At 66.8% G+C, this 19,825-nt stretch carries 18 protein-coding genes; 12 read left to right on the top strand and 6 right to left on the bottom strand.

The annotated features are described in order from the left end of the window. Positions 1 to 536, bottom strand: a 536-nt coding sequence (locus tag ACODTW_RS27625; protein ID WP_488949413.1) for a ligand-binding sensor domain-containing protein, incomplete at its 3' end; no start/stop codon positions are given. Positions 537 to 1,081: 545 nt separating this feature from the next. Between ACODTW_RS27625 and ACODTW_RS27620 the strand changes: the two genes are divergently transcribed. The 6 genes from ACODTW_RS27620 (at position 1,082) to ACODTW_RS27595 (ending at position 10,910) form a co-directional block, all read left to right on the top strand. Beyond that, positions 1,082 to 3,310: a TonB-dependent receptor gene (locus ACODTW_RS27620; protein WP_488949412.1), complete on the top strand. Its 2,229-nt coding sequence runs from the start codon at positions 1,082 to 1,084 to the stop codon at positions 3,308 to 3,310. A 341-nt stretch (positions 3,311 to 3,651) separates the two neighbouring features. Further along, complete coding sequence (locus ACODTW_RS27615; protein ID WP_488949410.1) at positions 3,652 to 4,605, top strand: alpha/beta fold hydrolase; 954 nt, start codon at positions 3,652 to 3,654, stop codon at positions 4,603 to 4,605. 21 nt (positions 4,606 to 4,626) lie between these two features. Further along, positions 4,627 to 5,982 carry a tetratricopeptide repeat protein gene (locus tag ACODTW_RS27610; RefSeq protein WP_488949408.1) on the top strand — a complete coding sequence of 452 codons (1,356 nt, stop codon included), beginning with the start codon at positions 4,627 to 4,629 and terminating at the stop codon, positions 5,980 to 5,982. Further along, on the top strand, positions 5,979 to 8,531 hold the full coding sequence (locus ACODTW_RS27605; RefSeq protein WP_488949407.1) for an ABC transporter substrate-binding protein: 2,553 nt from the start codon (positions 5,979 to 5,981) through the stop codon (positions 8,529 to 8,531). The genes ACODTW_RS27610 and ACODTW_RS27605 overlap by 4 nt, the downstream gene beginning before the upstream one ends. After that, positions 8,521 to 9,330 (top strand): ABC transporter permease, encoded by an 810-nt coding sequence (locus ACODTW_RS27600; protein ID WP_488949406.1) that lies wholly within the window; start codon positions 8,521 to 8,523, stop codon positions 9,328 to 9,330. Before ACODTW_RS27605 ends, ACODTW_RS27600 begins: the two co-directional genes overlap by 11 nt. Continuing rightward, positions 9,327 to 10,910 carry a dipeptide ABC transporter ATP-binding protein gene (locus tag ACODTW_RS27595; protein WP_488949404.1) on the top strand — a complete coding sequence of 528 codons (1,584 nt, stop codon included), beginning with the start codon at positions 9,327 to 9,329 and terminating at the stop codon, positions 10,908 to 10,910. Before ACODTW_RS27600 ends, ACODTW_RS27595 begins: the two co-directional genes overlap by 4 nt. Positions 10,911 to 10,923: 13 nt before the next feature. On the opposite strand, the gene ACODTW_RS27590 is transcribed toward ACODTW_RS27595, so the two are convergent. Further along, positions 10,924 to 12,084 carry an iron-containing alcohol dehydrogenase gene (locus ACODTW_RS27590; protein WP_488949403.1) on the bottom strand — a complete coding sequence of 387 codons (1,161 nt, stop codon included), beginning with the start codon at positions 12,082 to 12,084 and terminating at the stop codon, positions 10,924 to 10,926. 158 nt (positions 12,085 to 12,242) lie between these two features. On the opposite strand from ACODTW_RS27590, the gene cdd reads away from it, so the two are divergent. Together cdd and deoC are read left to right on the top strand one after the other, a co-directional pair. Continuing rightward, a complete protein-coding gene (cdd, locus tag ACODTW_RS27585; RefSeq protein ID WP_488949402.1) occupies positions 12,243 to 12,719 on the top strand; it encodes a cytidine deaminase in 477 nt (158 codons plus the stop codon). Between the two features lie 29 nt (positions 12,720 to 12,748). Continuing rightward, positions 12,749 to 13,513 (top strand): deoxyribose-phosphate aldolase, encoded by a 765-nt coding sequence (deoC, locus tag ACODTW_RS27580; RefSeq protein ID WP_488949401.1) that lies wholly within the window; start codon positions 12,749 to 12,751, stop codon positions 13,511 to 13,513. A gap of 12 nt (positions 13,514 to 13,525) precedes the next feature. On the opposite strand, the gene modC is transcribed toward deoC, so the two are convergent. From modC to ACODTW_RS27560, 4 genes are all read right to left on the bottom strand, one after another. Next, entirely contained in the window at positions 13,526 to 14,173 is a 648-nt protein-coding gene (modC, locus tag ACODTW_RS27575; protein WP_488949399.1) for a molybdenum ABC transporter ATP-binding protein, read from the bottom strand. Beyond that, the gene (modB, locus tag ACODTW_RS27570; RefSeq protein WP_488949398.1) at positions 14,166 to 14,864 is read right to left on the bottom strand and encodes a molybdate ABC transporter permease subunit; all 699 of its coding nucleotides are present in this window, start codon (positions 14,862 to 14,864) and stop codon (positions 14,166 to 14,168) included. Before modB ends, modC begins: the two co-directional genes overlap by 8 nt. After that, positions 14,864 to 15,619 (bottom strand): molybdate ABC transporter substrate-binding protein, encoded by a 756-nt coding sequence (gene modA / locus ACODTW_RS27565; RefSeq protein ID WP_488949397.1) that lies wholly within the window; start codon positions 15,617 to 15,619, stop codon positions 14,864 to 14,866. Before modA ends, modB begins: the two co-directional genes overlap by 1 nt. A 73-nt stretch (positions 15,620 to 15,692) precedes the next feature. Continuing rightward, on the bottom strand, positions 15,693 to 16,319 hold the full coding sequence (locus ACODTW_RS27560; RefSeq protein ID WP_488949396.1) for a DUF938 domain-containing protein: 627 nt from the start codon (positions 16,317 to 16,319) through the stop codon (positions 15,693 to 15,695). A gap of 177 nt (positions 16,320 to 16,496) precedes the next feature. Between ACODTW_RS27560 and fdxA the strand changes: the two genes are divergently transcribed. The 4 genes from fdxA (at position 16,497) to ACODTW_RS27540 (ending at position 19,776) form a co-directional block, all read left to right on the top strand. Continuing rightward, positions 16,497 to 16,829 (top strand): ferredoxin FdxA, encoded by a 333-nt coding sequence (gene fdxA / locus ACODTW_RS27555; RefSeq protein ID WP_488949395.1) that lies wholly within the window; start codon positions 16,497 to 16,499, stop codon positions 16,827 to 16,829. Positions 16,830 to 17,152: 323 nt separating this feature from the next. Continuing rightward, on the top strand, positions 17,153 to 17,653 hold the full coding sequence (locus tag ACODTW_RS27550; RefSeq protein WP_488949394.1) for a CarD family transcriptional regulator: 501 nt from the start codon (positions 17,153 to 17,155) through the stop codon (positions 17,651 to 17,653). A gap of 296 nt (positions 17,654 to 17,949) precedes the next feature. After that, complete coding sequence (locus ACODTW_RS27545; RefSeq protein ID WP_488949393.1) at positions 17,950 to 18,768, top strand: hypothetical protein; 819 nt, start codon at positions 17,950 to 17,952, stop codon at positions 18,766 to 18,768. A gap of 120 nt (positions 18,769 to 18,888) precedes the next feature. Further along, on the top strand, positions 18,889 to 19,776 hold the full coding sequence (locus ACODTW_RS27540) for an RNA polymerase factor sigma-32 (protein ID WP_488949392.1): 888 nt from the start codon (positions 18,889 to 18,891) through the stop codon (positions 19,774 to 19,776). Positions 19,777 to 19,825 lie beyond the last annotated feature (49 nt).

Here is a 19,825-nt window from a genome sequence, read left to right as displayed (position 1 = left end):
CCCCCCCCCCCCCCCGCGCCGTCGCCGGTACCGGCGTGGATCAGCACGCGCCGTCCCGTGGACGGATCCAGGTGGTACAGCCCCTCGTCGGTGGCGACCCACAGGCCGCCTTTCTCATCATCCAGCAGGGCCGCAATATGGGTGCGGCCCGCCGGTTCCGACCGCAGCGGGACGGGCACGAACAGGTCCTGCGTGGCATCATAGCGGGCCAGTCCGCCAGCCCCGCCCCCGATCCACAGCCGGCCGGCCGGATCGACATGCAGCGTCTGCACCCAGTCATCATTCAGGGAACCCGCGAGCCGGGGATTGGCACGGTAGGCGCGGAAACGATAGCCGTCCCACCGCGCCAGTCCGCCCTGCGTGCCGATCCACAGGAAGCCATCGCGCCCCTGTGCCAGGGCCGTGGGCACCGGGTGCGGCAATCCCTGATCGCGGCCATAGTTCAGGAAAACCGTTTCCGCCAGCGCGTCCCAGCGTTCATCGGCGCGGGCATCGACATCGAATGGCGCACAGAGCAGCATAAGCAGCACAACCACTGTTACGCCAAGCCATGCCGGCCCTCGTGGGGTCGATTTGTCATGACAAGTTGCGCTCAAGATAATGCCGTCCTGCCTTCGTCTCCGGACAGACCATAGCAGAAGCCGCGCCGGATGACAGCCGCATGCTGATTATGGGCAATATTTCAAGCCTGTACAGGCTTCCCTCTCCTTGTGCTTCGATTGGAACACCAACGCCATCGGTACCTTGGTCGACATTTCCGGCCGCGGCGCATTCCCTTGTGGGTCGGGAAGAAAGGTGCATGGACCCTTCGCCGTGTGGGCCGGCGGGTTGTGGATCGGTGCGGCATCGACGGAAATCCTGCGTCCTGCGCCGGGAATCGTAATTTTATGTTTATTATCAATAACTTGATATTTCAATAGGACAGATTCCCACGAAATTCCATTCGCTGTGGCTGGAGGTGTAAAATTTGGCTTTGCAATCCCCATTAAAACAGTAGATATATAAATTGCATGACGGCCGAGCGTCCCTGCATAGTTTGTTCAGATCCGGCTGAATGGCCGCCATTGGGGAGAAATAAGAGATGAAGTCCCGCCTTTCCCTCACCACGGCACTGGCCATCGGTACGTTGGCCCTGCCGTCCGCTGCCACCGCCCAGGCCGCTGCCAGCGACACGATCGAGGATATCATCGTCACCGCCCAGCGCCGCAGCGAGAGCGCGCAGGATGTCGGCGTGGCCCTGTCGGTCCTGTCGGGTGACGAACTGGCCCGCCGCGGCATCACCAATGTGAACCAGTTGCAGAACGAGGTGCCGTCGCTGGAAGTGGTGCCGGCCTTTGGCGGTGGCCAGCCGCAGTTCCGCCTGCGCGGCGTGGGGTTTGAGGATTATGCCGCCAACAATTCCCCCACCGTCGGCGTCTATGTGGACGAAGTGGCCTATCCCGTGCCGGTGACGACGCAAGGCGTCTTGTTCGATATCCAGCGGGTGGAGGTGCTGCGCGGGCCGCAGGGCACGCTCTATGGCCGCAACACCACGGGCGGCGCCATCAACTTCATCTCCAAGCGGCCCACCGATACGGCCTCGGCCGGCATCGACCTGCAATATGGCCGCTTTAACGAGTTGAAGGCCGAGGGCTTCGTGTCCGGCCCCGTCAGCGACAAGGTGAAGGTGCGCCTGTCCGGGGTGACCGAACAGGGCGGCGGGTTCCAGAAGAACCGCGTGACGGGCCAGAGCCTGGGCGATGCCGACCGGCTGTATGGCCGCGCCATCGTGGAGGTGGCACCGTCGGAGAATTCGACGATTACCTTCAACCTGCATGGCGGGCGCGACCAGTCCGAACAGACGGGCCTGTATCTGTTCCGCCCCTTCACGCCGCAGGGCTATGGTGTGGGTACGCCGGGCACCACCATCGCCGCCGACAGCAGCGGTCGCCGCACAGGCTGGGGCATCAGTTCGGCCTTTGCCGCCCTGACCGGATTCAGCACCAGTGACAAGCCGCAGAAGGACAACCAGTCCTATGGTGGCAGCATCAACGCTTCCGTGGATGTGGCCGACAATGTGCGCCTGACCAGCATCAGTGCCGCCGACCATCTGGACCGGCGCGAGATTTATGACTGGGATGCCAGCGCCAGCCATGAAAGCGACACCTACTGGGCCAGCGATATCGACGTCTTCTCCCAGGAAATCCGCCTGTCCTCCATCGACGGGGACAAACTGTCCTGGGTGGCCGGCGCCTATTATTCCTATCAGGATCAGGATGAGGCGTTCCTGACCGACTTCAGCCAGAGCCTGGGCTTCATCACCGACACCTCCTATGCCCAGAAGGTGGACAGCATTTCCGGCTTCGGTCAGGTCGGCTATGCCGTCACCGATCAGGTGAAGCTGATCGGCGGCCTGCGCTATGAGAAGGAAAAGCGCAAGCTGCGCGGCTTCCGCACCGCCATCGGGCCGACGCCCACCTTCACCAATGGTGACCGCAACCAGGAACTGGACGAGGTGACGGGCAAGCTGGGTGTGGAATTCCGGCCGCAGGACGCGCTGCTGCTCTATGCCAATGCCAGCCGGGGCGTGAAGTCGGGCGGTTTCACCGTCTACAACTCCCCCAATTCCGACCAGATCAACGCCTTTGATCCCGAAGTGCTGTACGCCTATGAGGCCGGGTTCAAGTCCGACCTGCAAAAGGCCATCCGCCTGAACGGGTCCGTCTATTATTACGATTACCGCGATCAGCAGGTGCTGGGCACGCTGGTCAATCCTCAGCGCGGCCTGATCGGCCGTATCGTCAACGCGCCGAAGTCGGAGATCTATGGCGGGGAGCTGGAAATCACCATTTCACCGACCCGCAGCCTGCGCCTGACCCAGTCCGTTGGTTACAAGCATGGCAAGTACAAGGATTATGCCGCCATCGACAATACGACGCTGGTGCAGGACCCGGTGACCAAGCTCTATTCCGCCAAGAGCAGGGACCTGTCCGGCAGCCGCATTCCGTTCGCCAAGTGGAGCTATCAGGGCAGCGTCAGCTACACGGTGCCGGTCACGACCGGGTATGCCGTCGAGGCGCAGGCCGATTATTCCTATCGCGACAAGCTGCCGTCTTTCCTGGGGACGACCTATGATCTGGAAGCGCGCTGGATCGCCAATGCCACCCTGACCCTGCGCCCCGATGATGGCCCCTGGTCGGTCGGGCTTTATGGCCGCAACATCTTCGGGGAAGAGTACGACCTGACCCGCAACTACTTCCTGCCCAACGCGTCGGTGGCCTCGCCGGGGCGCCCGGCGACTTATGGGCTGCGGTTGACGTATGAGCTGTGAGGGGGGGGAGCCCTCATCCCCGTGGCGGTGCCGGGCGCACTGTTTGTTCGTTGCGCAAACGTGCCTTCCCGGCTTCCGCCCATAGGCGCCCACTTAGTCCCTTAGAATAACCTGCCTTCCCCGCGAAAGCGGGGATCCAGGGGCCACCTGGAACAACGGTTGGCGCGCTTGGCCCCTGGACCCCCGCTCATCAAGGGGGAGGTACGGAGGGTGCAAAGAAGGAAGTTGCGCCCCCTCTGGGCGAAAGAATGGGGCCGTCAAGCGGTGCGCCCCCACTACCCCCTTCCCGCACGGCCGGGATTTCGTCAAAGCTAGGTTTCCACCCAGGCGGAGATTGGGAAATGAAGACGTTGGGTCTGATCGTGGCCGGGCTGTTGCTGCTGCTGGTTCTGGCTGCTGTCGGGGGCTGGCTCTATCTGCGCGCGCCCGACATTCCCGTGGCCGACCTGACGGCCAAGTATGGGCGTCCCCATTCCCGCCATGTCGACCTGTCGGGCGGGGTGCGGGTGCATTATCTGGAAAGCGGGGCCGCGGACGCGCCTGTGGTCTTTCTGATCCATGGCTTCGGTGACAATGGCTTTTCCTGGGATGCCTGGACGGCGGCCCTGTCGGACCGTTACCGCGTCATCGCGCTCGACCTGCCCGGCCACGGGCTGACGGAAGCGCCGGCCGATTACAAGGCCGCCCCCGACCGCTTCGCCGATCTGGTGGATGAGCTGGCGGGTACGCTGGGCGTGGAGAAACTGGCCGTGGCCGGCAATTCCCTGGGCGGGGCCGTGGCCTGGCAATTGGCCGTGCGTCATCCGGAGCGCGTGTCGCACCTGATCCTGGTCGATGCCGCCGGCTGGCCCACGGCCACGCTGAAGGACCCGCCGCTGGCCTTCAAGCTGATGCGCTATCAATGGGGCCGCGATTTCATTGCGTCCATCGACAACAAGCCGCTGATCCGCGAGGGGTTGAAGCGTGACGTGGTGGATCAATCCGTGCTGACGGAGGAATTCATCCAGCGCTGGGCCGATCTGCAGCGGCTGCCCGGCCACCGGCCCATCCTGATGTCGATGAATCCCGGCGCGCTGGCCGCGTCGGATGCGGTGCTGGGGACCATCAAGGTGCCGACCCTGATCCTGTGGGGGGAGGCCGACCAGATCATCGAGGTCGACGCCGCGCACAAGTTCAAGGCCGCCATTCCCCAGGCCGAACTGATCATTTACCCTGCCGTCGGCCATCTGCCGCAATGGGAGGCAGGGACAAAATCCGGGGCGGATGCCGCCGCCTTCCTGGACCGTAACTGCTGAAACAACGGGTGAAGGTGCAAGATGGCCGTGGATTTTCTGGGCAATGAAGTGACGGCGGATGATCCCGCCGCGCTGGCCGCCATCAACGACTTTGTCGGCGGCATGATCGCTTATGAGGAACGGGCACTGAACGTCCTGCCGGCGGCGCAACAGCCCGACGCCCCGGCCCTGGTGCATATCTATGCCGGGTTCCTGAACTTGCTGGCCGAGGCGACGGGGGCGGAAGACGCCGCCCGCCCGCACCTGATCGCGGCCCGCGCGCGGCTGGCGACGGCGAACGAGCGGGAGCGGCGGCTGGCCGAGGCACTGGCAGCCTGGATCGATGATGATATCGACCGTTCCATCGCCGTGCTGACGGGCGTGCTGACCGACCATCCGCGCGACCTGGGCACGCTGAAGATCCTGCATTACCACCTGTTCAACCGCGGCGATTTCCCCGCCATGCTGAAGGCGGCGCTGCTGGCGCGGGCGGCCGATCCGGACCTGCCCTATCTGGGCGGCATCCTGGCCTTTGCCTATGAACAGCTGCACCGGCTGGGCGATGCGGAGGCGGCGGCGCGGGCGGGGCTGGCCCTTGTCCCCACCGATCCCTGGGCCCAGCATGCGTTGGCCCATATCTGGCTGACGCAGGGGCGGGGGGCGGAAGGGTTGCCGGCGCTGGAGGGCTGGTCGGCCGGCTGGACCGGCCTGAACAGCTTCATGGTCACCCATCTCTGGTGGCATCTGGCCCTGTTCCATCTGGCCCGTGGCAATGCGCGCCGTGTGCTGGAGATCTATGATCAACAGGTCTGGGCCTATGCCAAGACCTATTCCCAGGACCAGATCGGGGCCGTGTCGCTGCTGTCCCGGCTGGAACTGTCGGGCTATGGCGTCGGCGACCGCTGGCAGGATTTGGCCGCCTATCTGGCCGCCCGCGCCGATGATGTGGTCCAGCCCTTCCTGTCGGTGCAGTACGCCTATGGTCTGGCCCGCGCCGGCCGGGCGGAGGCGGATGCCTTGCTGGCCGCCATCGAACGGGTAGCCACAACGGGGCCGGACCATAGCCGTGCCACCTGGCGTGATGCGGCGCTGCCGCTGGCGCGCGGGCTGGTGGCCCTGGCGCGCGGCGATGCGGATGCGGCCCTGCCGCTTCTGTCCGATGCCGTGCCCCGGCTGGCCCGGCTGGGCGGCAGCCATGCACAGCGCGACCTGTTCGCCCTGTTCCTGCTGGACGCGCAGATCAAGGCCGGCGCCCTGATCGAGGCGCAGCAATCCCTGGAACTGCGCCGGACGGTGGAGCCCGATAATGTGCCCCTGAACCGGGCCCTGGCCGCGCTTTACCGCCGTCTGGGCCTGGATGAACTGTCGGCAGAGGCCGAAGGCCGGGCGGCGGCATGAGGGGGATTGTCCGTCTGCTATCCCTGGTCCTGCTGTCGGTCCTGCTGTCCCTGCCGACGGCGGCGGTCGCGCGCGATACGGTGCGTGTCGGGTTGCAGCTGGAACCGCCCAACCTGGACCCGACCAGCGGGGCGGCGACCGCGACGGACGAGGTGGCCTATGCCACCATTTTTGAAGGGCTGGTGCGCATCGGTGCCGATGGGACGATCCAGCCCTGGCTGGCCAGCGGCTGGACCGTCTCGGACGACGGCCTGTCCTATCTGTTCGACCTGCGCCCCGGCGTGCGCTTCCAGGATGGCAGCCCGCTGACCGCCGATGATGTCGTCCTCAGCCTGACCCGTGCCGCCGCACCCGACAGCAGCAATGCCCAGGCCCAGGCCCTGCGGACAATCCGCGCGGTCACGGCCACGGGGCCGTTGCAGGTGCGTATCGACCTGACGGAACGCAATTCCGGCCTGTTGACCCTGCTCAGCCTGGGCGATGCCGTCATCGTGCCGCGCGGGGCATCGGCCGATCTGGCGACGAAGCCGGTGGGCACAGGGCCGTTCCGGCTGGCCGACTGGCGGCGGGGTGATGCCATCATCCTGGAACGGGTGGATGGGTACTGGGGCCGCCCACCGGCCCTGGCCCGCGTCATCTTCCGCTTCATCGCCGATCCCAACGCCGCCTATGCCGCCATGCGGGCCGGCGATCTGGACATCTTCCCTGATTTCCCGGCGCCGGAGGTGCTGGCCGATCTGGCGACCGATCCCCGTCTGCAACCGGCCATCAAGCCCAGTGAGGGGGAGGTGATCCTGTCCCTGAACCAGCGCCAGGGGCCGCTGTCCGATATCCGCGTGCGCCGGGCCATCAGCCATGCCATCGACCGTCAGGCCGTGATCGACGGGGCCATGTATGGCTATGGCACGCCCATCGGCAGCCATTTTCCGCCACAGAATCCCGATGCCGTGGACCTGACCGGTGTCTATCCGCACGATATCGCCACGGCCCGCCGCCTGCTGGCCGAAGCGGGATACCCCAATGGCATCGACCTGACCCTGAAACTGCCCCCGCCATCCTATGCACGGCGCAGTGGGGAGGTGGTGGCCGCCCAACTGGCCCAGGCCGGCATCCGTGTCACCATCCGCAATGTCGAATGGGCCGCGTGGCTGGATGAGGTCTATAAGCGGCATGATTTCGACATGACCATCGTCGACCATGCCGAGCCCTATGATTACGAGATCTATGGCCGCACCGGCTATTATTTCGGCTATGAAAGCCCCCCCTATCGCGCCCTGCTGGCCGATCTGAAGGCGGCCCCGGATGCGGGCGCCCGGCACGACATCCTGGGCGCCCTGCAACGCCGCATCGCCGAGGATGCCGTCAATGGCTTCCTGTTCCAGTTCCCGCATCTGGGTGTGCAGGACCGGACCCTGGCCGATATCTGGATCAATAGCCCCAACCAGATGCTGGACTATACGACCGCGCATTTCGGCGCGGCTGGTGCTGGGCAGGGGACGGCGGGTGCGGCGGCTGGCGGTGGGCTGCCGCTGGGCCTGCTGGCCGGCCTTGCCGCCCTGGCGCTGTTGGTGGCTGCCACGGTTGGCTTCGGCCCGGCCTATGTGCTGTCGCGTCTGGGGGTGCTGGCGGGGACCTTGCTGGCGGCCAGTCTGGTCATCTTCCTGCTGTTGCAGGTGGTGCCGGGCGATCCCGCCGCCTTCATGATGGGGCTGAATGCCAATCCGCAGGCCGTGGCGGCGCTGAACCGCGAGCTGGGGCTGGAGGGGCCGGCCTATGCCCGCTATCTGGCCTGGATCGGCGGGGTGCTGCGCGGGGATTTCGGCCTGTCCTATACCTACCGTGTGCCGGTGGCCGATCTGATCGGGGAGCGGCTTTCCCTGTCGCTGCCGCTGGCCCTGTTCTCCACCCTGTTGTCGCTGCTGGTCGGCGTGACGGCCGGCTATGTCGCGGCCACGCGCCGGGGTGGCTGGCTGGATGCCGTGCTGTCCTGGGGCCTGCGGCTGGGTATTGCCGTGCCGGGCTTCTGGCTGGCCATCCTGCTGGTGCTGGTCTTCGCGCTGGGGTTGGGCTGGGTGGCGGCGGGCGGCTTTCCGGGTTGGGAGGCCGGGATCGGCCCGGCCCTGTCGGCCCTGGCTTTGCCCGTGCTGGCCCTGGCCGTGCCGCAGGCGGCGGTGCTGGGCCGCGTCACCCGCGCCAGTCTGGCAGACGTGATGGACAGCGATTTCGTGCGCACGGCAAGGGCCAAGGGGCTGAGCCGCGCCGCCGCCATCCGCCGCCACGCCCTGCCCAATGCGCTGGGGCCCGTGCTGACCGTGCTGGGGCTGCAGGTGCCGTTCCTGCTGGCGGGGGCGGCCATCATCGAAAATGTGTTCTATCTGCCGGGCCTGGGCCGGCTGGTCTTGCAGGCTATCGCGCAGCGCGACCTGATCGTGGTGCAATCGGTGGTGCTGCTGCTGGTCGGCTTCACGGTCCTGGCCAGCCTGCTGGTCGACATGGCCCATGCCTTGATTGATCCGCGCCTGCGCGATGGGGGTCAGCATGGGACGTAATCTGCCGCTGCGGGTGGGGGCGATCCTGACGGGTCTGTTCATCGCGTCCGGCCTGCTGGCCCTGGTCTGGACCCCCTATGACGTGGCCCTGGTCGATGTCGGGCAGCGGCTGCTGGCGCCATCGGCGGCGCATCTGCTGGGCACGGACCCGCTGGGCCGCGATGTGCTGTCGCTGGTGCTGGCCGGGGCGACCAATTCGCTGGCCGTGTCGCTGCTGGGTGTGGGGGCCGGGCTGGCGCTGGGTGTGCCGCTGGGCCTGCTGGCGGCGGCGCGTGGCGGCTGGGCGGATGATCTGCTGATGCGCACGGGCGATCTGGTCTTTGCCTTTCCCTGGCTGATGACGGCCATCCTGCTGGCGGCCATTCTGGGGCCGGGGGCGACCAATGCCGTGCTGGCCATTGCCATTCTGACCGTGCCCATCTTCGCCCGCCTGACGCGCGGCGAAGGGCGGCGGCTGTGGCACCTGGATTTCGTGGCCGCCGCCCGGCTGGCGGGCAAGGGGCGGCTGCTGATCTCCGTCCAGCACATTCTGCCGAACATTGCCGGCCCCCTGATTGTCCAGGCCACGATCCAGTTCGCCATGGCCCTGCTGGCCGAGGCTGGCCTGTCCTATGTCGGGCTGGGGGTACAGCCGCCGGCCCCCAGTTGGGGCCGCATGCTGGCCGAGGCGCAGACCCTGGCCGGCACGGCACCCTGGCTGGCCATCGTGCCGGGGACGGCCATCCTGCTTTCCGTGTTCGGCCTGACCCTGGCCGGTGACGGGCTGGGCCGCCATATCACGCGGGGGGACAAAAGATGAGCCTGCTGTCCCTGGAAAATCTGGCCGTCCGTTACGGCGATCATGTGGCCCTTTCCGGCGTCACCCTGTCGGTGGCGGCAGGCGAAATCCTGGGCCTGATCGGGGAAAGCGGATCGGGCAAGTCCACGGCGGCCCTGGCGGCACTGGGCCTGCTGCCCGACGGGGCCCGCCTGTCGGGCCGGGTCGCGCTGGACGGGCAGGACTGGACGGTGCTGGACGAAGGTGCGGGCAACCGTCTGCGCGGCCGGGTGGCCGGCATGATCTTCCAGGAACCGCTGACGGCCCTGAACCCGGTCATGTCCATCGGCGCGCAGGTGGCCGAAGCCGTGCGCATGGCCCGCGGCCTGTCGCGGGCGCAGGCACGGGCGGAGGCGGCGTCGCTGCTGACGCGCGTGGGCCTGGACCCGGCGCGCATCCCGCCCGGCCGCTATCCGCACCAATTGTCGGGCGGGCAGCGGCAGCGCGTGGGCATCGCCATCGCCATTGCCGGGCGCCCCAAGCTGCTGATCGCGGACGAACCGACGACGGCGCTGGACGTCACCACCCAGGCACAGGTGATGGACCTGATCGTGCGGCTGGTGCGTGAAGAAGGCATGGGGCTGCTGCTGGTCAGCCACGATCTGGGGCTGGTCGGGCAGGTGGCGGACCGGATCGCCGTGCTGAAGGACGGGGTGCTTGTGGAACAGGGCACGGCGCGCGACGTGCTGACCCGGCCGCAGGCGGCCTATACCGCCAGTCTTCTGGACCGCGCCCGGCATGTACCGGTGCGCGCCCACGCCATTGACCATGACGGCCCGCCCGTCCTGTCCGTTACCGGCCTGTCGCGTACCTATCGCGGGCACCGGACCAGCCTGTGGCGGCGGGCGGCCCCGTTGCGCGCCGTCGATGATGTCGGCTTTTCCATCGCGGCGGGGGAGACGCTGGGCGTGGTGGGCGAAAGCGGGTCGGGCAAATCCACCCTGCTGCGCTGCGTGCTGGGCCTGGACCGGCCGCAGGCGGGGACGGTACTGCTGACGGGACGCGACCTGCATGCGGCGCGCGGGGACGATCTGCGCGCCCTGCGCCGGCAGGTCCAGGCCGTGTTCCAGGACCCGGCTGGCAGCTTCAACCCGCGCCAGCGGGTGGAAACCATTGTGGCCGAACCGCTGCATCTGCTGGATGAACCGGTGACGGATGCGGACCGACGGGCGCGGGTGGAACGGGCGCTGATCCGTGTCGGCCTGTCGCCGGCGGATGCCGACCGCTATCCGCATCAGTTCAGCGGCGGCCAGCGGCAGCGCATCGCCCTGGCCCGCGCCCTGATCGTGGAGCCGAAGCTGGTGGTGCTGGATGAGGCGGTGTCGGCGCTCGACATGTCGATCCGGGCGGACATCCTGGACCTGCTGGCGCAATTATCGGCGGAACTGGGCCTGTCCTACCTGTTCGTGTCGCACGACCTGTCGGTCATGCGCGCCGTCACCGACCGGGTGCTGGTCATCCAGCATGGCCGCATCGTCGAACAGGGGCCGACGGCTGAGGTGCTGTCTGCGCCCCGCCATCCCTATACGGCGCAATTGCTGGCGGCCACGCCCCGTCTATGATGCGGGTTCGGGATCAATCCCAGCATTGGCGGTAGAGCGCCACCATTTCCGCGACTGTGGGCACGCGCGGATTGTTGCCGGGGCTGCCCGATGACAGAGCCTGTTCGGCCATGGTCGGCAACAGCCGCTGCCAGCGGACGGGATCGATGCCATAGGCCTTGGGCGAGGGCACCTTCAGGTCGGCATTCAACTGTCGAAGCGCCGACACCAGCGCCTGGCCGGCCGTGGCATCATCCTGGTCCGCGGTGGCAGCCCCGATGGCGCGCGCGCAGTCGGCATAGCGGGCAGGGGCGGCCGGCAGCGACCATTCGGTCAGTACGGGCAGCAGCATGGCGTTCGACAGGCCGTGCGGCACATGGAAAAAGGCGCCGATGGGCCGGCTCATCCCATGCACCAGGGCAACCGACGCGTTGGAAAAGGCCATGCCGGCCAGGGTGGCGCCCAGCATCATGTTCTCCCGCGCTGCCCGGTTGCCGGGATCGGTGCAGGCCGTGCGGATATGCGGGGCGATGCGGCCCATGGCGGCGAGGCCGACACTGTCGGTGAAGGGGTTGGCCTTGACGCTGACATAGGCCTCGATGGCATGGGTCAGGGCGTCGATGCCGGTATCGGCCGTCAGCCGGGAAGGACAGCTCAGGGTCAGCTCGAAATCCACGATGGCCGCCGACGGCACCAGGGCCGGGCCGGCAATCAGCATCTTCTCTTCGCTGGCTGTGTCGGTGATCACGGTGAAGCGCGTCACCTCCGACCCGGTGCCGGCCGTGGTCGGGATGGCAATGACGGGCAGCCCCGGCTTCGGGATGGGGTTGGGCACCTTGTAATCGCGCATGCGCCCGCCATTGGCGGCCAGCACGGCCATGGCCTTGGCCGTGTCGATGGGCGATCCGCCGCCAAGGGCCACCAGACCGTCATAGGCGCCGTCGATCAGCCGTCCTGCACCGCGTTCCACCACATCGGTCGTGGGGTCAGGCACCGTATCGGCGAAGATGTCGGCGGTCAGGCCGGCCTTGCGCATCGGGGCCAGCAGATGGCCAATATGGAAGCTGTCGCGCATGAAAGGGTCGGTGACGATCAACGGCCGCTTCACCCCCAGCCTTTGCAGCACCATGCCGATGCGGGCGACGGCGCCGCCGCCGATTTCCATGATGGGCGGAACCAGGATGGTGGCGATCATGGCGTTTTTCCCGCGTGTGGTTCTTGTCGGCATCGGACCGCATGTTCGGTCAGCGGCAGGCCCTTGCCAAGCCCGCTTATGGTCCCGGTGCCGCATCAGGTGATGCCGCCTTCACATGGCGGCAAGCGGAGAATGGCAAAGGCCAAAGGGTGGTCGTGATGGACAAGAGCGCCTATGCTGCGCCGATCCATCCCGATGACGCAACGTACCGTCAGGTTTCCATGACCTCTCCCGCCCCTGATCTGTTCGCCGCCGCCCTCTCCACCCGCCGGCAGGCGCACGCGCCCTATTCCGGCTTCAAGGTGGGGGCCGCCATCCGGTCGGAAAGCGGGCGCATCCATGCCGGCTGCAATGTGGAAAACGCCGCTTATCCGCAGGGCCAATGCGCAGAGGCGACGGCCATCGGTCTGATGGTGGCGTCGGGCGACCGGCGGATCGTGGAAATCGTCGTTGTCGGTGGGGATGAAGGGGCCGGCATCCTGTGTACGCCCTGCGGCGGCTGCCGCCAGCGCATCCGTGAATTCGCCAGTCCCGACACGCCCATCCATGTCCATGATGCCGGCGGTTTCCGCCGGACCTTTACCCTGGGTGAGCTGTTACCCTTCAGCTTTGGCCCCGACAATCTGGGCTTCTGACCTGCATTCCATTATATTCCGGTATCGAAATGAACCTTATTGAAATTGCACATCGCGCCCTTCCGCTACTGGATCTGACCAGCCTGAATGAGGCCGATGATGCTGCCAGCACGGCCGCACTCTGCGCCAAGGCGGTGACGCCGGCCGGCAATGTCGCCGCTGTCTGCCTATGGTCACAGTTTGTTCCGCAAGCAAAACAATTGCTGGCTGGCACAGGTATCAAGGTGGCGACCGTGGTCAATTTCCCGGGCGGTTCGCTGTCGGCGGAAAAGGTGACGGCCCATATTGCCCAGACCCTGGCCGATGGGGCGGATGAGATCGACGTGGTCATGCCCTATGCCGCCATCATGGCTGGCCAGGGCGGGGACCAGCGGGCGGCCGATCATCTGGCGGCCTGCCGCGCGGCCTGCGGCCCGGCCACGATGAAGGTCATCCTGGAAAGCGGTGCCTTGGCGAAGCCGGCCCTGGTGGAACGGGCCGTGGCGGTGGCCGTAGCGGCGGGTGCGGATTTCCTGAAAACCTCCACCGGCAAGGTGCCGGCCGGGGCCACGCTGGGGGCCGCGCGCATCATGCTGACCGCTTGCCGCGACGCTGGCCGGCCCTTGGGCTTCAAGGCGTCGGGCGGCATCCGCGATGTGGAAACGGCGGCGCAGTATCTGGCGCTGGCTGATGAGGTGTGCGGGCCGGGTTGGGTATCGCCCTCCACGTTCCGCTTCGGCGCGTCGGGCCTGCTGGATGCCATCCTGGGCGTGCTGGGCCATGGTCCCAGGACGGAAATCAAGACGGGCTACTGATTCTCTGCCCCCTCAGGGGCCGGGCGCCCGCACAGTGCCGTCTTCCACCCGCAGCCAGGCGGTGGCCAGGTCCGCCACCTCCTCGGCCTGGTGGGTGACATAGAGCATGGGCAGCCCTGTCCCGTCGCGCAGGCGGCGCAGATAGGGCAGTAATTCGGCCTTGCGCGCGGGGTCCAGCGCCGACAGCGGCTCGTCCAGCAGCAGCAGGCGCGGGCTGGACAGCAACGCCCTGCCGATGGCCACCCGCTGCCGTTCCCCGCCCGACAGGTCGCGCGGGCGGCGGGACAGCAGCGGCGCGATGTCCAGCAGGTCGATGATGGCATCCGGCGCCGGCCCGTCCGGGTCCCGCCCGCCGAACAGCCGTCCATAAAGAAGATTGTGGCGTACGGACAGATGCGGGAACAGGCGCGCATCCTGGAACACCTGCCCGACATGGCGGCGGTGCGGCGGCAACCATGTCCGCGTGCCTGTATCGACCAGCACTGCCCCATCCAGGACGATGCGTCCCTGTGTCGGCCGTTGCAGACCGGCGATCAGGGATAGAAGTGTGGTCTTGCCCGCACCCGACGGGCCGGTGATGGCGGTGACGCCGGGGCCGATGCTTATGTCGGCGGCCAGGGTGAAGGTGCCCAGCCGATGGGTCAGGGCGATCTCAAGCATCCCGTCCCTCCACCCGCCGGCGCACGCGCCGCGCCAGCAACTCGCTGGCGGTCACGGCGATGATGGCGATGAAGGCGGCCACCAGGGTCAGGCGCAGGGCCGCCGCATCGCCGCCCGGCACCTGGGTCAGGCCATAGATGGCGGCGGGCAGCGTCTGGGTGACGCCGGGAATGGCGGCGACGAAGGTGATGGTGGCCCCGAACTCCCCCAGCGCCTTGGCAAAGCACAGGATCGCACCCGACAGGATTCCGGGCAGCGACAAAGGCAGGGTGACGGTCAGGAACACGGCCCAGGGCGGCGCACCCAGACCGGCGGCCGCATCTTCCAGCCTGGTGTCCACCGTCTCCATCGACAGGCGGATGGCGCGGACCAGCAGGGGGAAGGCCATGACCGAACAGGCCAGCACGGCCCCCGTCCAGTTGAAGGCCAGCACGATCCCCATCTCCGCCAGCACCTGCCCCAGGGGCCCCCTGCGCCCGAACAGCAGCAGCAGCAGGTAGCCCGTCACCACGGGCGGCAGCACCAGCGGCAGATGCACCAGCGCGTCCAGCAGGATACGCCCCGGAAAAGGCCGGCGGGCCAGCAGCCAGGCGACCAGGATGCCGGGCCCCAGGCTGACGGCAGTGGCCCAGCAGGCCACCTTCACCGACAGACCGATGGCCGTCATTTCCTCCGGGGTGAAGCCCGCCATTATTTCTTCAGCACCGTGAAACCCTGGTTGATGAAGTGGCGCTTGCCCTCTTCGGTGAACAGATAATCCAGGAAAGGCCGGGCACTGTCATCCGCCCCCTTCAGCAGGGCGATGGGATATTCGATCGGGGCATGGCTGTCGGACGGAAAGACGCCGACGATGGCCACGCCCGGCTCCACCCGCGCATCGGTGGCATAGACGATGCCGGCGGCCGCTTCGCCCCGGGCAACCAGGGCCAGGGCGGCGCGCACATTCTCCGCCGGGGCCAGCTTGTCCTTCACCTTGTCCCACAGGCCCAGTTTGGTCAGCGCCGCCTTGGCATAGCGGCCGGCCGGTACGGCATTGATGTCCCCCACGGCCAGCCGCCGGTCGCCCAGCAGCGTGGTGACATCCAGATCGGCATCGATGGTCAGGCGCTTGGCCTGTGACCGTTCCACCACCAGCACCAGCTGGTTGCCAAGATAGGTGGTGCGGCTGTCGGCCTGCACCAGCCCGGCCTTGGCCAGGTAATCCATCCATTCCTGATCGGCGGAGATGAAGATGTCGGCCGGGGCCCCTGCCTCGATCTGCTTGGCCAGCGCCGAGCTGGCGGCATAGGCAGGGGTCACGCTTCGACCCGACTGCGTCTGATAGCCCTTCACCGCCTCGTCCAAGGCGGTCTTCAGGCTGGCGGCGGCATAGACGCTGGCGTCCCGGGCGGCAGCGGCGGGCGCCAGCAGCAACGACAGGACCAGCAGCAGACGGGACCAGGACATGCGGGATACTCCGGCGGGGCAGGCTGGAGGTCAGCTTAACGTTATATCTACATGAATACAACGATTGTGGGTGTCACAGCCGGCGGAAGGCCAGCGTCAGATTGTTGGCGGGCATCTGCACAATCTCCGGGGCGGAGAAGCCGTGTGATGCGGCAAGTTCGGCAACGACCTCCAGATCGCGCACGCCCCATTGCGGATTGCGGGCACGCAGATCGGCATCAAAGGCCTCATTGCTGTCGGCCGTGTGCCGTCCGCCGCGCTTGTAGGGACCGTAAAGGAACAGCGGCGATCCCGGGGACAGCAGGCGGCTGGCGCCCGTGAACAATCCAATGGCGGCGGCCCAGGGCGCGATATGGATCATGTTCACGCACAGCATGGCATCGGGCCGTAGCGCCGGCCAGCTGTCGGGATCGGCGGCATTGAGGTGCAGCGGCGGGCGCAGGTTGGGCAAGGCCGCCTCGGCCGCCCAGGCGCGGATGCTGGCCAGCGCCGCTTCATCGGGGTCGCTGGGCTGGAAGGTCAGGCCGGGCAGGGCCGCCGCCAGGAAGATGGCGTGTTCGCCGCTGCCGCTGGCGATTTCCAGCAGCAGGCCTTTATCCGGCAGGCGGGGGCGCAGCACCTCCAGCAAGGGCTGACGGTTGCGGAGTGCGGCGGGCGCGTGGCGCTTTTCATCGGTCATCATGGCGATAAGGCTAGGCATTCCGGGCGCCGTCGCCAAGCCCCCTGACGGCTGCATGTCCGGGTCGCGGGTGGAGATGGACTGTAACCTGTTGCGAAGGGGCCGATGATTGTCTACCTCTGCCCCTTGATCGATCCGCGGCGCGTGCCGGCTCGTTTGTTGGCGTGTTGGGCCGGCCTGTTTCTTGGAGTGTTGGGGATGCCCTACGTCGTCACCGAGGCATGCATCAAGTGCAAGTACACCGACTGCGTCGAAGTCTGTCCGGTGGACTGTTTCTATGAGGGTGAGAACACGTTGGTGATCGCCCCCGACGAGTGCATCGATTGCGGCGTTTGCGAGCCGGAATGCCCGGCCGAAGCCATCCTGCCCGACACCGACCCGCGCGCTGAACAATGGCTGGCCATGAATCGCGAATATGCGGGCCAGTGGCCCAACATCAACCGCAAGAAGGCCGCCCTGCCCGACGCCGACGCGTGGAAGGACGTGCCCGACAAGTTCGCCAAGTATTTCAGCCCGAATCCGGGCAAGTAGGCCGTATGGCCACCGGCGCCGGGCGCGGTCCCCGGCGTCCGGGCTTCTCCGGTCCATGCGGCCGGCGCATGACCGACATAACGAGTTCCCCGCGGAACCAACCGCGAACAGGGACTTGTTCCCCTGTCATCTCGTCGTAACATCGACTATATTGGGTCTGCGAGGATCGGCGCGCCGCCCGTGTGTGGCCATTGATGTGCGTGCCTTCCCACTTCGCCAGAGCAGATGTGAAGTTCCGTGTCCCGCCGCCTGTGCGGTCGGGGCCAACAGTTTTTTGTTCCCGTGGCGCGCAGCCCCGCGCGGAAGAAGAGAGCCAACAGAACATGTCCGACAGCCAAGATTTCACCACCGGGGATCACGTTGTCTATCCGGCTCACGGTGTGGGCCAGATCATCGGCATCGAGACGCACAGCATCGCCGACATGAGCGTGACGCTGTACGCCATCCAGTTCGAGAAGGAGCGGATGACGTTGAAGGTTCCGGTGGCGAAGGCCAAGGCCTCCGGCCTGCGCCGCCTGTCCACCAAGGACCGGATCAAAGCCGCGATGGAAACCCTGCAGGGTCCCAGCAAGGTCAAGCGCATCATGTGGAGCCGCCGCGCCCAGGAATATGAAGCGAAGATCAATTCCGGCGACCCGGTTTCCATTGCGGAAGTGGTGCGCGATCTCTATCGCGGTGAAGATCAGTCCGACCAGTCCTACAGCGAGCGGCAGATTTATCATGCTGCCCTGGAGCGTCTGGCCCGCGAACTGGCCGTCGTGGAGAAGATCGACGAGCGTAAGGCCACCGAGAAGCTGGAAGCCGTGCTGAGCAAGGCCGCCTGATCCACTTTAGGGCGTATTTCCGCTGACCGGAAATACGCCCTTGTTTCTTGTGCTCCTCAGTCGCCGGCGCTGCATCCGCAGCTAGGCTTACGCGGCATGGGCCGCGCGGCGGCAGTCGCCGCCGAAGCTGTTTCCGGTCAGCCGAAAACAGCTTTCGTGGACACAAGATGAAGCATCCCATTGTTGTAATGGTGGGATATTTAGTATGAAAGAGGCGTCTCCCAGTGGGACGCCTCTTTTTTTGCGCCGCAGTAAAGCCTACACTGCGCAGTCTCAATACCAACCGCCGGGTGCAGATGTCGGACGATCGCAAATACGCCCTGCTGGGACGACCCCGCCGTGTCTGGGCGGTTGGCGCTGTGCATGGCGAGGCGACGCGGCTGGCCGCCCTGCATGACGATATCGGCCGGCGCTTCCAGCCGGGTGACCGGTTGGTCTATCTGGGCAACATGATCGGCCGCGGCCCCACCGTGCGGGAGACGATGGACGAGATTCTGTCCTTCCGTCGTCACATCCTGGCCATCCGTGGTGTCGTCGTCACCGATATCGTGTATCTGCGCGGCGGGCAGGAGGAGATGTGGCACAAGCTGTTGCAGCTTCAATTCGCGCCCGATCCGGTCGCCGTGCTGCAATGGATGGTGGGGCAGGGTCTTGACGCTACCCTGACCGCCTATGGCGGCAATGCCCAGTATGGGCTGGCCTGCGCCAAGGAAGGGGCCGTGACGCTGGCCCGCTGGACGGGGGAACTGCGCGCCGCCATGCGGGCCGCACCCGGCCATGACAATCTGCTGTCGGCCGTGCGCCGCTGTGCCTATACCAGTGCGGTGGACGGGGCCCCCACCGATCTTTTGTTCGTCAATGCCGGCCTGGACCCGGCCAAGCCGCTGCATATGCAGGCCGACATTTTCTGGTGGGGTGGCAGCAGCTTCTCCCGCATCGCTTCCGCCTATAACGGCTTCCGCCGCGTTGTCCGCGGCTATGACCCGACCCATGGGCCGGGACCGACCGTCACCGACCACACGGCCAGCCTGGATGGTGGGGCCGGGTTCGGCGGCCGCCTGATCTGCGCCTGTTTCGCGCCCGACGGGCGCATGCTGGAACTGGTCGAAGCCTGAATTTTGAACCGTTCAAAAATAATTCCGTCCCGGCGGTGATCCGCCGGAACCCTGCTGCCGTATCAGCCCATGACAAGGGAAGATTGTTCCCGGATGGCGATTGGCAAGGGAGAGTGACGGATGGCGCATCTTGACGATCCGGAGACCCAGCGGGCCAACCTGGCCTTCATCCGCAATGCGATGAAGCAGCCGCTGCTGGCCCGGGACCATGAGCTGGACCTGGCCCGCCGCTGGCGCGACCAGGGCGATGAACGGGCACTGCACGAACTGGTGCGCAGCTACACCCGTCTGGTCGTGGCGACGGCCAGCCGCTTCCGCCATTATGGCATCCCCATGGGCGACCTGGTGCAGGAAGGCAATGTCGGGCTGATGCAGGCGGCGGCCCGGTTTGAACCGGAACGCGATGTGCGCTTTTCCACCTATGCCGCCTGGTGGATCCGATCGGCCATGCAGGACCATATCCTGCGCAACTGGTCCATCGTGCGCACCGGGACAACGGCGGCGCAGAAATCGCTGTTCTTCAACCTGCGCCGCCTGCGCGCCAAGATCGCCGGCAATCCATCGTCGGAACATCTGTCCGACGATGCCCGCCAGCAGATCGCGCGCGAACTGGATATCGACGCGCATGAGGTGGAAACCATGGAAATGCGGCTGGCCGCCTGCGACCAGTCGCTGAACGCCACGGTATCGGTGGAGGGTGAGGGGGAGTGGCAGGATTTCCTGGCCGACCACCGCCCCAGCCCGGAAGATGTGGTCATCGGCATGCGCGACGGGCACATGCGGTCGAAATGGCTGGCGGAGGCGCTGGGCGAACTGAACCCGCGCGAACGCCAGATCATCGCCGAACGCCGGTTGCGCGATGAGGGCGCGACGCTGGAGGAATTGGGCCGCGCCCTGGGCGTGTCCAAGGAACGGGTCCGCCAGCTGGAAAACCGCGCCATGGACAAGCTGCGCGCCAGCATGATGAAGCGTGTGGCCGACGGCCGGGATCTGCTGATGGAGGCGTGACAGCCGTGCCGGGAGACCAGCGCCGGGGGGGGGGGGGGGGGGGGGGGGG

Source organism: Niveispirillum sp. FG148 (assembly GCF_057809655.1).
Note: the sequence above shows the minus strand (reverse complement) of the source record. Positions and strands in the feature narration are given on the sequence as shown.